This is a genomic window from Ruegeria sp. AL3, assembly GCF_056536065.1.
Map to the genome: position 1 here is coordinate 550,813 of NZ_JBQFJG010000002.1, position 15,226 is coordinate 566,038.

The 15,226-nt window shown below is 60.1% G+C and carries 10 protein-coding genes; 1 reads left to right on the forward strand and 9 read right to left on the reverse strand.

Translation table 11 applies throughout. The annotated features are described in order from the left end of the window. Positions 1-5: 5 nt before the first annotated feature. Entirely contained in the window at positions 6-1,310 is a 1,305-nt protein-coding gene (locus tag ACR3E6_RS18995; protein WP_480488756.1) for a UDP-glucose dehydrogenase family protein, read from the reverse strand. 370 nt (positions 1,311-1,680) lie between these two features. Next, a complete protein-coding gene (locus ACR3E6_RS19000) occupies positions 1,681-2,568 on the reverse strand; it encodes a LysR substrate-binding domain-containing protein (protein WP_480488758.1) in 888 nt (295 codons plus the stop codon). Between the two features lie 229 nt (positions 2,569-2,797). Between ACR3E6_RS19000 and ACR3E6_RS19005 the strand changes: the two genes are divergently transcribed. Then, on the forward strand, positions 2,798-4,153 hold the full coding sequence (locus tag ACR3E6_RS19005; protein WP_171724598.1) for an MmgE/PrpD family protein: 1,356 nt from the start codon (positions 2,798-2,800) through the stop codon (positions 4,151-4,153). A gap of 190 nt (positions 4,154-4,343) precedes the next feature. Here the strand turns inward: ACR3E6_RS19005 and ACR3E6_RS19010 are convergent, their stop codons facing one another. From ACR3E6_RS19010 to xdhB, 7 genes are all read right to left on the reverse strand, one after another. After that, positions 4,344-5,081: a maleate cis-trans isomerase family protein gene (locus ACR3E6_RS19010; protein ID WP_171724597.1), complete on the reverse strand. Its 738-nt coding sequence runs from the start codon at positions 5,079-5,081 to the stop codon at positions 4,344-4,346. After that, complete coding sequence (locus ACR3E6_RS19015; protein ID WP_480488760.1) at positions 5,078-6,145, reverse strand: pyridoxal phosphate-dependent aminotransferase; 1,068 nt, start codon at positions 6,143-6,145, stop codon at positions 5,078-5,080. Before ACR3E6_RS19015 ends, ACR3E6_RS19010 begins: the two co-directional genes overlap by 4 nt. Next, complete coding sequence (locus ACR3E6_RS19020; protein ID WP_480488762.1) at positions 6,142-7,806, reverse strand: hydantoinase B/oxoprolinase family protein; 1,665 nt, start codon at positions 7,804-7,806, stop codon at positions 6,142-6,144. Before ACR3E6_RS19020 ends, ACR3E6_RS19015 begins: the two co-directional genes overlap by 4 nt. Next, positions 7,806-9,902 carry a hydantoinase/oxoprolinase family protein gene (locus tag ACR3E6_RS19025; RefSeq protein ID WP_480488764.1) on the reverse strand — a complete coding sequence of 699 codons (2,097 nt, stop codon included), beginning with the start codon at positions 9,900-9,902 and terminating at the stop codon, positions 7,806-7,808. The genes ACR3E6_RS19020 and ACR3E6_RS19025 overlap by 1 nt, the downstream gene beginning before the upstream one ends. 478 nt (positions 9,903-10,380) lie before the next feature. Continuing rightward, positions 10,381-11,982 carry a xanthine/uracil/vitamin C permease gene (locus ACR3E6_RS19030; RefSeq protein WP_480488766.1) on the reverse strand — a complete coding sequence of 534 codons (1,602 nt, stop codon included), beginning with the start codon at positions 11,980-11,982 and terminating at the stop codon, positions 10,381-10,383. A gap of 43 nt (positions 11,983-12,025) precedes the next feature. Continuing rightward, positions 12,026-12,904, reverse strand: coding sequence for a xanthine dehydrogenase accessory protein XdhC (gene xdhC / locus ACR3E6_RS19035; protein ID WP_171118080.1), 879 nt, complete (start codon positions 12,902-12,904; stop codon positions 12,026-12,028). Positions 12,905-12,907: 3 nt separating this feature from the next. Beyond that, positions 12,908-15,226: a xanthine dehydrogenase molybdopterin binding subunit gene (gene xdhB, locus ACR3E6_RS19040; RefSeq protein ID WP_480488768.1), complete on the reverse strand. Its 2,319-nt coding sequence runs from the start codon at positions 15,224-15,226 to the stop codon at positions 12,908-12,910.

The window sequence follows — 15,226 nt, forward strand, 5'->3', positions numbered from 1 at the left end:
TGCGTTCAGCGTCCAACGCCGACATAGGTTTCAAAGCCGGATTTCAGCGCCTGTGACTTTGAATAGATATTGCGCAGATCCACCATTCGGGCAGAGTTCATGGAACCGGCCAGCTGGGTCAGGTTCAACGCGCGGAACTCGTTCCACTCTGTCAGCAACACCACAACGTCAGCCCCTTGAACCGCTGCATAGGGATCGTCGCACCATTCGACTCCGGGCAATAGTGCATTGCCTTCCGCTTTGCCCTGCGGATCGACGACGCGCACTTTGGCCCCTCCGCCGATCAAAGCGGGAATAATGGACAGTGATGGCGCGTCGCGCATGTCGTCCGTGTTGGGTTTGAAAGTGACACCCAGAACCGCCACCGTCTTGCCGTTAAGGCGGTCGTCGCAGGCGTCGCGGATTTTTTCGATCATCCGCTTTTTGACCTCGTCATTCACCCGAATGACGGTTTCCGTGATCTGCATCGGATATGCATGATCCTGCCCGATCCGCGCCAGCGCGGCGGTATCCTTCGGAAAACAAGACCCACCATAGCCCGGCCCCGCGTGCAGGAATTTGTTGCCAATTCGTCCGTCCAGACCGATGCCGCGGGAAACTTCCTTGACATCCGCACCGACCTTTTCACACAGGCCCGCGATTTCATTGATGAAAGTGATCTTGGTCGCCAGAAACGCGTTGGCGGCGTATTTGATCATCTCGGCGCTTTCCAGATCGGTGGTCAGGATCGGAAAGTCACGCAGATAAAGCGGTCGGTAAATCTCGGCCATCACTTCGGCGGCGCGATCGTTTTCGACACCCACCACAACGCGATCGGGGCGCATGAAGTCATCGATTGCGGCGCCTTCGCGCAGAAATTCAGGGTTCGAGGCCACGTCGAATTCGGCTGCGGGGTTGGCGGCCGCAACGACCTCCTGAACTTTTCTGTTTGTTCCCACCGGCACGGTCGATTTGGTGACAATGACCGTGTAACCGGTAACCGCTTGGGCGATCTCTTCCGCCGCCGCCATCACATAGGTCAAATCCGCGTGGCCGTCTCCTCGTCGGGTCGGAGTTCCGACCGCGATGAAAACCGCATCGGCGCCATCAACTGCTGTTTTCAGATCGGTTGAAAAACTCAGGCGACCAGCAGCAACGTTTTTTGCCATTAGCACATCCAGGCCCGGTTCATAGATCGGCACTTCTCCGGCCTTGAGCATGTCGATCTTTTGCTCAGCCTTGTCGACGCAAATCACGTCATGACCAAAGTCCGAAAAGCATACACCGGACACTAAGCCAACATAACCGGTGCCGATCATTGCAATACGCATCCAAAAATCCTTCTTACCAATTACCACGGACGGCGTGGGCACAATCAAAGAAACTGACGCCGGTTTCAATGGCCGTCAGCAGTTGTGTGGTGCATCCCATAGATTCTTGCGGATATTGAGGCAATAAGAACGCAGACTGTGCAAAGCCCTTCGAAACCGCGACCATGTCCGTTTTGTTTAGCGGAGCCGGGGATCAGGAAGACCGGTTGGTGTTGAAATTCGGTTGAACAGAGGGTGTTGTTGATGGCTGGAATAGCTCCTGCCTTAAGTATTGATGAGACGCGGGGGTGATCGCGCGTTCTCGCCACCAACAAGACGGCGTAAGGGATAAAAGGGGCCGCGTGACATGGCCCGGCAAATGACAGGTCGATCAGCTGTCCATTTTAGCGGCGGCTTGCAACAGCCAATTCTGAAACAGCCGGACCGGTGGCGAAACGGGTTTTTCCTTGAGACGCATGAAATAGGTCCAGGGGCTGTTCAGATCAAACCGGAAAGGCTCGATCAGCAGCCCCCGCTCGACATAGGACCGGGCCAGCGACCGGGGCAGGGCGACGCATCCCAGTGACTTGGCGGCCATTTCCATCGCCAGATTCGAGACATTCGTCCGCAACCCGCCTTTCTGGCTCAGATCGGACAATCCGAACTGCCGCGCCGCGTGTTCCCAATAGGAGGGGCGGCCCAGGATATGGATCAGCGGTGCATTCTGCAATTGCTTGGGGTCGGTCAGCGGCTCGCCATCGACCAGAAAGTCGGGCGCACAGACCAAGGCCAGTTTTTCGACCCACAAACGATGGGCGTCGGGCAACACATCGTCGACATGATTGATCGTCAGCGAGATGTCCGAAACATTTGGTTCGACATCAGCCCAGACAGTGCCGTGAACCGTCAGATCAATATCGGGATGCACCGCGTTGAAACCGCGGATCACATCCGGCAACCAGTTCTCGGCCAGACTGACCGGGCAAGATACCACCACTTTGCGGGTATGCGACCGCACGATGACCGATTGCGTGGCAGCGTTGATTTCCTGGAGGGCATGGCGCACTGACGGCAGATAGGCCTCACCCACATCTGTCAGCGACAGCGACCGGGGATGGCGCACGAATAGGGGGCGCTGCAAAAACTCTTCCAACGAGCGGACATGATTGCTGACGGCAGATTGGGTGCAGTTCAACTCTTCGGCTGCAGCGGTAAAGCTCAGGTGCCGTGCCGCCGCTTCGAACGAACGCAGAAAGGTCAGGTGTGGAAGATTCATCATGACGGATGTTTCTCAGGCAAGGCACATTGCAAAGAACTAATAAGCCCAGGGCTTGCTGTCTTGCCCATGAGCGACTCACACGTATGGTTCTGCCTCGAAACGCGATCTGGTCCTAGTCACAAATAATCCGGGGCCATTGCCCCATGATTGTTTTCGTGCCGCTGTGCGCAAATTCACATAGGCTTTTTCTTGTATCCGGAACCCGAAAGAAAAACCTCGACTGGACACCGTGACAGATACCTTTCAGACCGTTGCAGATTTTGCGCTGAAGCGTGCCGCGCAGGATTTTCCCGACACCGCACGCAAGGCAGCGGCGTTGATGCTGCTGGATACGCTGGGGATCACCATAGGATCGGGGCCGATGCAGGCCGGACAGATTGCGCGCGAGAGTGCGGTAGCGCTGTTTGGCGCGGGCGATCCGGGGCTGAGCGCGCGCATGCTTTTCGACGGTCGTCGCGTCAGCGTCGCGGGTGCGGCCTATGCAGCGGCCACACAGACCGACAATTTGGACGGACATGATGGATACAATCCGACCAAAGGCCACATCGGGGTTGTCGTCGTTCCCGCACTGGCGGCACTGGCTGAAACCGTTCAAGATTTTTCAGGCCTCGAAGCGCTGGCGGCGGTGATCGTTGGATACGAGGTCGCGGGACGCGCGGGCATTTCTTTGCATGACACCGTCAGCGATTATCACACATCCGGAGCTTGGAACGCGATTGGCGTGGTGGCCGTGGCGGCGCGTTTGCGCGGTTTGAAGGCCGAACAGATGCGGCAGGCCATGGGGATCGCCGAATACCATGGCCCGCGCAGCCAGATGATGCGCGAGATCGCCAATCCCACCATGCTGCATGACGGTTCGGGCTGGGGCGCTTTGGTTGGCATTTCTTCAGCGGTATTGGCCGAGAAAGGCTTTACCGGGGCACCGGCCATCACCATCGAAGCGGCAGACGTTGCCCCCCATTGGCAAGATCTGGGCGATTTCTGGCAAATGGAGCATCAATATGTCAAACCCTACCCGATCTGCCGTTGGGCCCACGCCGCAATTGATGCCACCCGTGCACTCATGCGTGAAAACGACCTGACTCACCGGGATGTTGCCGCGATTCATGTAAACACGTTTCGGGAAAGCGCCTGCCTTTTCAGGGGCATGCCGGATGATACGTCCAAGGCGCAGTATTCGCTGCCATTTGCCGTCGCGACAATGGTTGCGCATGGCCGGATCGGGGTCGAGAACATCACCGGCGCGGGCCTGGCCGACCCGCTGGTCGCCTCGATCGTCGAGCGTATCTCGGTTGCAGAGGCCGCACGCCATTCTGACCGTTTCCCCGAAAGCCGGTTCGCCGATGTCAGCATCACCCTGACCGACGGGCGGATACTCGAGTCGGGCGACGTACATGCACGCGGCGGACCCGAGGCACCAATGGATGAGACAGAAGTGATCGACAAATTCATGGAATTTGCGACACCATCACTGGGTGCATCCCGTGCTGCCGCAATTCGTGACGCGGTTCTGGGGCTGGGCGCGCCAGGTTCGAAATTCTCAGACCTTGGCGCGTTGATCTACGCCCCCGCCGACCAGAGGTAAAATCTGCCGAAGCTGCCGTATATACGCATTCCGACCGGCACATCCGCACCCTTGATCCTGATGACGGCGCGGCGACGGTCTTGCCGCCTGCTGCAAAGGTTGAATTGGAGCTGGGAACAAGTCTGGGTGATCCAAGACCGGTTCGAGGTGAGTTTGCTCCCTTACACTGTCGCCCTGCGCCCTGATCCGGTCAGAGCAGGTCGAACAATCGCCCCGGCAGCGCGTCGTGACGCGGTAGGTTCAGAGCCCGCATAAGGCAGAACATCATCGCCTGATTTGAGGTGACGACCGGCTTGCCCAGCGTTGCTTCAATTCGGTCGATCGCCTCGACCGAACGCATGTCGGTGCAGCTGAGAATTATGGCCTGTGCCTGCGGGTGATCGGCCTGACAGGCCAGTTCATAAACCTCGTCCGGGGTCAGCTCTCCCTGACCGTAATTGCCCAGCTTTCGGCCGACATCGGTGCATCGAACGGTCTCGATTCCGTTCTGGGCCATGAAATCCATCGCCTGAACGTTTATTTCGCCCAGATAGGGCGAGGAAAAGCCGACCTTTGTGGCCCCCAGTGCCTTGATTGCGGCGATTAATGATCCGGCCGCGGTCAGCGACAGCGCACCGGATTCCGATTTGATCTGTTGCGCCAGCTCAGCGTCGAAAGACGGCCCATGGGTCAGGGTGGCCGAGGTGCAGCCGTACAGCACCACATCGGGCCGCACCCCCGAGATCATCCGCAGATCGTGGCTGATATCCGAAGCACCCAAACCTGCCATTTGATCCGAGCCGGGAATTTCATCCACGTCATAGCCGCCCATGCGCTGGAAATGGATGGTGGTGTTTGGCGGTCGCAGCATCTCCATATCCGGTTCCAGATTGGTGTTGGTGAAGGGCACCAGAACACCGATCTTGGCGGCTGTGCGGGTCTCGGTCATGTCAGCGCTCCTTTCAAGATGTCGCGGGCCTTGTCCATCACCTGGGGCGCACAGATCGTGGCGCGCAAACAGTCCGACAAACCATAGCCGCCCATGCCGCGCATCATCAGGCCCTCCGCCCGCAGGGCCGTGTCGGCGCGCTGTGCCTGCGCGGTCGAGGCAAAGCGGATCAGCACGAAATTGGTGTGGCTTTCCGGCACGCTCAGGCCCAGTCCGCGGCATTCCTGCGCAAACCGGTCCCGAATCTCGGCTGTCCGTGCGACCACGTTGCGCATATAGGCCTGATCGCGCATCGCCGCCGCGGCCGCTGCCTGCGAGGCAATCGAGATATTGTTGGGATTCAAAAGCTTGCGGACCTCGCCCGAGATTTCGCTTGGGAAATAGCCCCAGCCGGCTCGCGCCCCAGCCAGCCCGTAGGCCTTGGAACATGTACGCGTGATCACGGTGTCGCCCCGATCCACCAGCGCAAAGATCTGCGCAGGATCGTTCGTGGCATCGGCAAATTCCGCATAGGCTTGATCCACCACCAGCAGTGTATCGCCAGGCAGATCCGATCGCAGGCGGACAATTTCGTCATTCGGGATCAGCGTGCCGGTGGGGTTGCCCGGATTGCAGACGAACACGATGCGGGTGGCAGCTGTGACAGCGGCCAGAAGCGCGTCCACCGATACGGTCAAATCGACCTCGGGCGCTGCCACATATTCGGCCTGTGCCTGAGCTGTCGCCGAGGCGACAAAGGCATAGCCATATTGTGTGCCCAGCACCTGATCGCCCGGCCCGGCAAAGGCGCGGATCAGACAGCCAATCAGTTCCATCGAGCCCGCCCCACATAAAATGCGCGCGGGGACGAGCCCGTGCACCTCGGCAATGGCCGAGCGCATTTCGGCCCATTCCGGATCGGGATAAAGGGCCAGATCCGCCAGCGCTGTCTGCCCGGCCGCAACGGCGGCGGGGCTTGCGGGAAAGGCGCTTTCGTTCTGCGCCAGTGAAACCGTGTCTGCGCCGTTCGGATCAGCCAGCGCATAAGCGGCCATGGCGCCAATGTAAGGAACCGGTCGGATCATGCGTCACCCGCGTAAATCCTGGCGCCTTGCGCAGTTACGAACCCGCGTTTGATGTCCAGCGCCAGCGCATCCGGGTCGCGTTCGGCAGGGTCGCCAAATCCACCGCCGCCCGGTGTATCGAAGATCAGATAATCACCGTGTTCCACCCGCAATTCTCCTTTGCCCGGAATATCGTTTGCGCCGTCCCTGAAACGGATGCGACCGGGCGCGCCGGGTCTGCCGCCCATACGGCCAAGCGCCGGGTATTTCAGCCGTTCGACCGACAGGAATACGATAAAGGGAGCACCGTTGGACGAGGTCATTTCGATCCGCTGCCCCAGCCCGCCGCGATACTTGCCCGCGCCGCCGGAATCTGGGCGCAGTTCGCGCCGCCAGATCGTCACGGGTGCGACGCTTTCGGTGATCTCGACCTGACTGCCGAACACCCCGGACGGATAGGCCGTGGCCGACAGTCCATCGGCCTGAGGTCGCGCGCCGGTTCCGCCATTGTGTACGGGTTCCACCGCGAATTCGCGACCGCCATCACGAGCCACTTCGGGCGCGTGACGCATGGGCAGGTCGAACATGCAACTTGCACCTTCGGCCGGGACCGCATCGGGCAGGGCCTGATGCAGGCAGCCCAGAACCAGATCGGGCGTGACCTGACCCAAGGTATGCCGCATCGCAACCGGCACCGGGCGCTGCGCGTTCAGGATGCAGCCCTTTGGCCCGTCAATGGTAAACGGCTCCAGCGATCCCGCATTGTTGGGAATGTCCGCGCCGACAATGCAGCGCAAGGCAAACACCGTATAGGCGGTGGCATAGTTCAGCGGCACGTTGATGCCCTTGCGCGAACAGCCCGAAGTGCCCGAGAAATCCACATGCATGCCGTCCTTCCTTACGGTCAGGGTGGCGTGCAGTTCCAGCTCATTCTCATAGCCGTCCATCTTCAGAACATTCTTGTAGACACCTTCGGGTACGTCGGCGATGGCCTCCAGCGTGCCGCGGCGCGACGTGTCGATGATGTACGAGCCGAGCGTCCCTAGATCGTCGAGGCCAAATTCCTCCATCATCGACAGCAGCCTTGCAACCCCGGCTTCGCAGCAGGCGATCAGTGCATAGATGTCGCCATCGTTGGCGACGGGTTCGCGGCTGTTGGCGCGGATGATGTCCAGCAGCAAATCGTTGGGGGTGCCCTGCTCAACTAGCTTGCAGGGCGGGATCAGCAGGCCCTCGTCATAGATGTCGGAACCTTCGGGGCCCATGCCCAACCCACCCAGATCAACGAGATGCGACGTGCAGGAGGTAAAGCCCACCACCTTGCCATCCTTGAATGCGGGCATCATCAGCAGAAAATCGTTCAGGTGCCCCGAGGCAAGCCATGGGTCGTTCGTCATGTAGATGTCGCCCGGCTTCATGGACTGAACCGGGAAAGCCCGGCGCAGGTGCTGCACCGCCTCGGCCATGGTGTTGATGTGCCCCGGCGTGCCGGTCACGGCTTGCGCCAGCATCCGGCCATCGGCGTCAAATATCCCGGCAGAGATGTCGCCGCATTCGCGTACGATCGGGCTGAAGGCGGCGCGGATCAGGGTTTGACCCTGTTCTTCGACCACGGCCAGCAGACGATTCCACATCACCTGCAATCGGGCGGGCGAAAGATCGTGTGAAAGATCGGACGACATCATGCGCCTCCTTTCTGGTCCCGAACGAGGACGAGGTTTCCAATGGCATCCACATGGGCCGAGAAGTCGGCGGACACGAGCGTGGTTGTCTGCGGCTCGGTGATCAATGCGGGGCCGTGAAGGTGGTCGCCGGGCTTCAGATCCGCTCGGGCAACGAAGGCCGCTGGTTTCGACACTCCGTCCACGTCACAGGTGATCGGACGGGTTTCCGGCGCCGAGATTGTCTTCAACCGGGGCGTTTCAGGAACCGTCGGCACGACGCTGTCACAGGTCGCGACACGTACCGCCCAATTGAGAATCTCGATCTGCATCCCCGGCACCGGGCGCGAGAATTGCTTGCGGTATTCCTGTTCGAATGCAGAGGTCAGCGGCACGATATCTTCGGCGGTCAGGGGGCGGTCGGGAAGGGTGATCTCGATCTCGTGCCCTTGTCCGTTGTAGCGCATGAAGGCAGTGCGCAGCGTCTGGGTCGGGACATCGCCGGCCCCTTGGAAGACGACCTCTCTAGCCTCGGAAATCATGGCTTCGAACAGCGTGTTGATCCCGTTCAGGTCCATGCTGCCCAGCAACGAATAGCGCGAGCGGACGATCTCGAAAGACACCGGAGCGAACAGGAAGCCGACGGCCGATCCGACACCGGGATCGGGCGGGATCACGATGCGGCAGACCCCGGCGGATCGCGCGACCCGGCTGGCGTGCAATGGCCCGTTGCCCCCAAACGCTATCATTGTTCGTGGGCCAAGGTCCTTGCCGGATTCCACCGCATGCATCCGACCCGCGCTGGCCATGCTTTCGTCGACGATACGGCTGACGCCATCGGCGGCGCCTACGGCATCCAGATCCAGCTTTGACCCGATCACCCGGCTCAGCGCCCGTTTCGAAGCTTCGGGATCAAGCTGAATATGCCCCTCGGCAAACGTGTCGGGTACGATATATCCCAGTGCAATATCACTGTCCGTCACCGTGGGGTCGGTTCCGCCGCGCATGAAGGCGACGGGGCCGGGCTCGGATCCGGCTGATTTTGGCCCTACGGTCAACCGTCCTAGCCGGTCAACCCCGGCAATCGAACCGCCTCCGGCGCCGATCTCGATCATTTCGATGACCGGTATTCGTACCGGCATTCCGGACCCTTTGATAAACCGAGCGGCGCGGGCAATTTCGAACTGGCGCGAGGTCTGGGGACGGGCGTTGTCGATCAGGCATAGTTTGGCGGTGGTACCGCCGACGTCAAAGGACAGAACCTGATCCAGACCGGCGCGGGCGGCGACGCGGGCAGCCAGAATGGCACCACCGGCAGGACCGGATTCCACCAGCCGGATCGGAAACCGCGCGGCGGTTCGCATGGTGCACATTCCACCACCCGCTGTCATCATCAGGATCGGACAGGTGACGCCCTGGGCCTCGAATTGTCGGACAAACCGGGCCAGATACGTTGCCATCAGAGGCTGGATATAGGCGTTGGCGACGGTCGTGCACAGCCGGTCGAATTCGCGCGCTTCGGGGCTGACGTCCGACGAAATCGAGACGGTCAGATCGGGGCGCCTGTCCGCCAGCGTATCGCGCAGCCTGCGCTCGTGCTCGGGGTTTGCATATGCGTGCATCAGGCAGATGGCGATGGCTTCCGCTCCGCTGGCGTCGATATCCTTCAACAACGCGTCGATGGCTGTGCCTTCCAGCGAAATCAACACCTTGCCATCCGCCGAAACGCGCTCGCGGACCGTCAGCGCGCGCTCACGCGGCACCAGCAGATCAGGTTTCTCCAGATTGATGTCATATTGCGAATAGCGCCGCTCGTAGGCGATTTCCAGAATGTCCCTGAACCCTTCGGTGGTCACGGTTGCCACGACCGCGCCGCGTTTTTCGATCAGCGCGTTGGTGGCCAGCGTGGTGCCGTGAATGAAACCGGTGACTTCGCTCAGACGGTGCCCTGTCTGTTGCATCACGCGCGTTGCGCCTTGCATGGCTCCGTCGGCGGGGTTGTGATGCGTGGTCAGGGTTTTGGTCGAGGCAAGTATCGTCTCTTCGCCAGAGACAAGAACCGTATCCGTGAACGTGCCGCCAATATCGATGGCCAGGCGCAGCGCTTGAGTTGTCATGAGGTTATCCGAAAAATCCGTAATCACAGCGTGATGCATATGGGCCAGAGGCCCTGAGATCAGGCTGGGATCACAAGGTCACAGCCGGTGGCACGGCGGTCCATGGGATTTGGAAAACAACTCTTCATACGTAGGTATTCTTGTTCACACCAGCATAGCGCAACAAGCCGGAAAGCGACAAAAATGCCTGCAAACGACAAAATTCGTCACGCTTGGCCGATTGCGGGGCTTGCAGTTGAGGGTCTTGACCCCTCGCACATCACCTGTGGTCGTCTATTTTGTGTGACCCAGCCGATGCAGATGTGTGGTTCGCAAGGGTGATCCTCTGCAAGACCCATTCGAACCACATGCCGTCACTCTGAGATAGGCGGGAGAAAGATCTGCAAGCGACCGCAGGGCAAACTCTGCCTCTTGAACGGCCACGATTGAACGGGAAGGGATGGTTTCTGGGGCAGCCATTCGACTGCCCCGTTGCCGATCAGGCCTGCTGAGCGGGTGAATCGTCATCGATGAGGTCGGGCTCGTCCGGCACGATGATGCGATGCTCAAGATCCTCTTTGGGGGCGAACACCGGGTAGACGTACAGAAACGCACCGATGATCAGATAGCCGATGGTTATCCCGTCGAACTGAGGCATCTGTAGCGTGTAGGAATGGATGATGCCGATCGAAGACATCAGCCCACCTGCGACAGCAAACGCGCCGGCCATCCGGAAGCGCCCGTCAATCACATCGGCCACGATGGCACCCCAGACCAGACCGGTGATGATCGCCCCCTGGCTCAGGGCAAGGTGCCCCTCGTAATGAGCCCCTTCCATCAGAAGGGCCGAGGTCAGATCAGGATCTCCCAAGGATGGCAGCCCTTCGACACCGCTGCTGCGCAGCGCGTTCATCAACGATCCCCATTTGACCATCAGGAAGGCCGAGATATGGGGCAGGATCGCGAAGGATACCGCAGCCATGTGCATCGGTTTCACAGCCCAGGCCGTGTTGGTGATCAGGCTGACTGATACAAAGACCAGTACCGGTGCGGCTGCGGCGATCGGGATCAGCCCCGCGAGGAAGGACAGGAACCCCAGAAAGGCGGCGGCGGCAATTACAACGGCCACACCGACAATATACCCCGCATGGGCATCCAGCCGTTTATAGGCCGGATGGCCGATGTAGACGGTTGTCGGGAATGGCGAACCAAACAGAGCACCCAGCATCGTGCCTGCGCCGTCCGTCACCTGGCAGAGCCCGACAGGGTAATGGTCGCCTGCCGCTTCGGCGGATTCCACGTTGTTCATCGTTTCGATGAAATTGTAGATCTGCACGGGGATCAGCACCAGGAACAGCTCAGGGTTGGCGAACAGGTATTGCACACCGGCGATCAGGTCACCGAAATACGGGATCGGCGGGTAGAACCCGATGCCGCTGACATCAATTTTGGACTCGCCAAGCAGAAGGGCGATCACGGTACCGGCAGCAATCGCGACAAGGCCGGCCGGAACATTGCCCGGCAGGCGGAAACGGCCGATCAAACCCCAGAGGATGAACAGCAGCGACGTAAAGCCGATGATGGGGTTCTCGAACACTTCGGCCAGCGGCACAGAGCCGATGAAGACCAGGGCAATGCCGCACAGCGTCCCCAGCATCCCCGCACGTGGCGTGATCCGCTTGAGATACGGTCCAACCACGGCGCCCAGAGCCGCGACGATGCCGCCCATGAACCCGGCGCCGATGCCTACTTGCCAGGCTAGCATTGGATCATTTGTCGCCCAATAGATGGGTCCGATCACCCCGAACAGGTAGACGAACATAACCGGCGTCGAGATGCCGTAGGGCAACGCGGTTACGTCTTTGCCCTGCGCGTTTGCCGCCCGTTTGGCGAGGTAAGTGTAGACAGCGACACCGGCCAAAATCGCGATGGCAGCGCCGGGAACGATGCGGCCAAAGACGATGTCCGCAGGCATTTGAAAAACGAATTGGCAGACCCCGGACAGGATCAGCAGGTTGACAAGGTTGTCGGTAAACAGCGCCCAGAAAGCGCTGAAATCGCTGCGGGTAAACAGCTTGTATTCATAGGTCCTCCCGTCCATGACGGTCTCCTCCTCTGATGTGACCGGTTTGGCCCGACAGGTGTCAGGCCGATCTCCCTTTCCGGTCGTGATGGTGGCCCCGCAGGGGTGCCTGGTTTGCCCCGGTCAGGGCGGTCGCGGCAGTTTCAGAGGTCAATTCAGCCATCACTTCGGCCGCCACGAAGGCGGCGATGACGCTGGGCCGCTTGTCGCGGCTACCGCTAGCCCCGATGGGGCATTTCAAATGTTCGATGGACTGTCCGTCACAGTGTTTCTGCGCCCAGTTCCTGAGCTTTATCCGCTTTGTGGCGGAACCGATCATCCCCACATAAGCGGCGTCATTTCGTTCCAGCGCGGCGGTCGTCAGCAGAAAATCCAGCCCGTGATCATGGGTCAGAACGACAAAGGCGCTGCCTGCGGGCGCGCGCCAGATTTCGGCTTCGGGAATCGCGCTGACCCGGGTTTCGACATCTGCGGCGCAAAGCGCGATCTCTTCGGGTCTGGTATCGACGAGGATGCAGCGCACCGGCAGATGCTGAAACTGATTGGCGAGGGCACGCCCCACGTGGCCCGCCCCCATGACATAGACATGAGGCAAAGCATCTTCGTTCCGGGCCGCGCGTTCCGTCGCGGCCCATTTGTCGGACGCACGCATACGGGACAGGTTCAGTTCGACCCGTCCGCCGCAGCATTGCCCGATCTCGGGGCCAAGTGGCACGTCCAGATCCTGATGCAACGCACCGTCACGCAGCATGTCCCGCGCGGCGTTGATGGCGAGGAATTCCAATTGTCCACCGCCTATGGTTCCCCACAACGCCCCGGGCGCGACGAACATTTCTGTCCCCTCATTGCGCGGCGAAGACCCGCGGACTCGGGTCAACGCAACGCGGATCACGCTATGCTGCGCGGACAGAAATTCGTTCAGAGAACCCGGGGCAACCATGGCTCAGGACCCGGCTTGCAGCCGCGCGACTGCCATCAGCACACGTTCGGGCGTGGCTGGCGCGTCAAGGCGGGGGCATTCCCGGTAATCAGCGACCGAGGCCACGGCCATCGACAGGGCCTCGAACACCGAAATTCCCAGCATGAACGGCGGCTCGCCGACAGCCTTGGAGCGTTTGATGGTCAGCTCGCGGTTTTCCGACCAATCGGCAAGGTTCACGTTGAAGATGCGCGGGCGGTCTGACGCGAGCGGGATCTTGTATGTCGACGGGGCATGGGTGCGCAGGCGACCGGCATCGTCCCACCAAAGCTCTTCAGTGGTCAGCCATCCCATACCTTGAATGAATGCGCCTTCGACCTGACCTTTGTCCAGCACAGGGTTCAGCGAACGTCCGACGTCGTGCAGCAGATCGGTGCGATCCACGCGGTATTCACCGGTCAGAGTGTCAATCGTGACCTCTGAACAGGACGCCCCATAGGCGAAGTAGTAGAACGGGCGGCCTTGTCCCTTGGCTCGGTCCCAGTGGATTTTTGGCGTCTTGTAGAACCCGGCCGCCGACAGTTGCACGCGCGCCAGATAGGCCTGTTTGATGAACACATCGAAGGGCAGAACCTCGTCGCCGATATGCACCTGATTGGCGTGGAAGGCCACTTCTTCGGGGGCGACATTCCAGGTTTCGGCGGCGAATTTCACCAGACGTGCTTTGATTTGCTCGACCGCGTTCAACGCGGCCATGCCGTTAAGATCGGTCCCGCTGGAGGCTGCAGTGGCCGAGGTGTTCGGAACCTTCTCGGTGGTTGTTTTGGTAATCTTGATCCGGCTGAAGTCAACCTGAAAGGCCTCGGCCACGACCTGCGAAACCTTGGTGTTGAGACCTTGCCCCATTTCGGTACCACCGTGGTTCAGATGGATCGAACCGTCATTGTAAACATGAACCAGAGCGCCAGCCTGATTGTACCAGGTCGCGGTAAACGAAATGCCAAACTTGACCGGTGTCAGCGCGATGCCTTTTTTCAGGATTGGCGATGTCTTGTTGAATTCAATTATGTCCTGACGGCGCTGGCGGTATTCCGATGTCTCTTCCAACTCTCCGATCAGCCGGTCGAGGATGCTGTCTTCGACCACTTGGTGATACGGCGTCACGTTACGGTCTTTGGTGCCGTAGAAATTCGCCTTACGTACATCCAGGGGGTCTTTCCCGGTGGCATAGGCAATCTCTTCGATCATCCGCTCTGCCGCGATCACACCCTGCGGGCCGCCAAATCCTCGAAACGCGGTATTCGACACCGTGTTGGTTTTCATTGGATGACTGTTCAGACGGACGTTCGGATAGAAATAGGCGTTGTCCGCGTGAAACAGCGCCCGGTCGGTGACAGGTCCCGACAGGTCTGCCGAGAATCCGCAACGCGCGGCAAAGCTGCCTTCGACTGCTTGAATGCGGCCATCATCGTCAAAGGCGACGTCGTAATCGATCACAAAATCATGGCGCTTACCGGTTGCCGTCATGTCCTGATCCCGGTCAGGGCGGATTTTCACGGCGCGGTTCCACTTTTTGGCGGCCATGGCGGCAACCGCGCAGAACAGGTTCATCTGGCTTTCCTTGCCGCCAAATCCGCCGCCCATGCGGCGAACGTTAACCACAACGGCGTTGGACGGTACCCCAAGGACATGCGCCACCATATGCTGCGCTTCGGACGGGTGCTGGGTGGAGCAATGTACGACCACATCATCGTCTTCACCCGGAATGGCAAAGGCGATGTGACCTTCGAGGTACATGTGGTCCTGACCGCCAACATTCATGCGGCCTTTGATCCGGTTTGGTGCCGCAGTCTGCGCCGGGGCGACGTCGCCGCGTTCCAGCTTGAGGGGGGCTGTGACATGCGGATATCCGGCTTCCTGCGCGGCAATCGGGTCCAGCGCGTGAGGCAGGGTTTCGTAGTTGATCTTTGCCAGTTCTGCGGCCCGGCGCGCGATTTCGCGGGTTTCGGCAACAACGGCAAACAAAGGCTGCCCATGAAACTGAATGGCATCGGTCGGGAAAACCGGTTCATCGTTCAGATGTGTCGGGCTGATATCATTGGCCCCCGGCACATCGTCTGCGGTCAGCACACCGACAACGCCGGGCGTGGCCAGAACGTCGGTGAAATCGATGTCCAAAAGCTTGGCATGCGCGACGTCAGAGACCCCGAGATACGCGTGCAGCGCGCCTTGTGGCAGCGCAATGTCGTCCGTGTAGTCGGCCTGCCCCGTGACGTGCTTGACCGCACTGTCATGGTTTACATTGGTGTGAGCCGATCCAATGATGGAAACGTTGTCTTTCAT

What these genes read in the sequence shown, in the direction of transcription:
- ACR3E6_RS19030 (WP_480488766.1), bottom strand. Translation starts at nt 11,982, where the DNA reads ATGGACGGGAGGACCTATGAATACAAGCTGTTTACCCGCAGCGATTTC.
- ACR3E6_RS19025 (WP_480488764.1), bottom strand. Translation starts at nt 9,902, where the DNA reads ATGACAACTCAAGCGCTGCGCCTGGCCATCGATATTGGCGGCACGTTC.
- ACR3E6_RS19010 (WP_171724597.1), bottom strand. Translation starts at nt 5,081, where the DNA reads ATGACCGAGACCCGCACAGCCGCCAAGATCGGTGTTCTGGTGCCCTTC.
- ACR3E6_RS19015 (WP_480488760.1), bottom strand. Translation starts at nt 6,145, where the DNA reads ATGATCCGACCGGTTCCTTACATTGGCGCCATGGCCGCTTATGCGCTG.
- ACR3E6_RS19000 (WP_480488758.1), bottom strand. Translation starts at nt 2,568, where the DNA reads ATGATGAATCTTCCACACCTGACCTTTCTGCGTTCGTTCGAAGCGGCG.
- ACR3E6_RS19020 (WP_480488762.1), bottom strand. Translation starts at nt 7,806, where the DNA reads ATGTCGTCCGATCTTTCACACGATCTTTCGCCCGCCCGATTGCAGGTG.
- xdhC (WP_171118080.1), bottom strand. Translation starts at nt 12,904, where the DNA reads ATGGTTGCCCCGGGTTCTCTGAACGAATTTCTGTCCGCGCAGCATAGC.
- xdhB (WP_480488768.1), bottom strand. Translation starts at nt 15,226, where the DNA reads ATGAAAGACAACGTTTCCATCATTGGATCGGCTCACACCAATGTAAAC.
- ACR3E6_RS18995 (WP_480488756.1), bottom strand. Translation starts at nt 1,310, where the DNA reads ATGCGTATTGCAATGATCGGCACCGGTTATGTTGGCTTAGTGTCCGGT.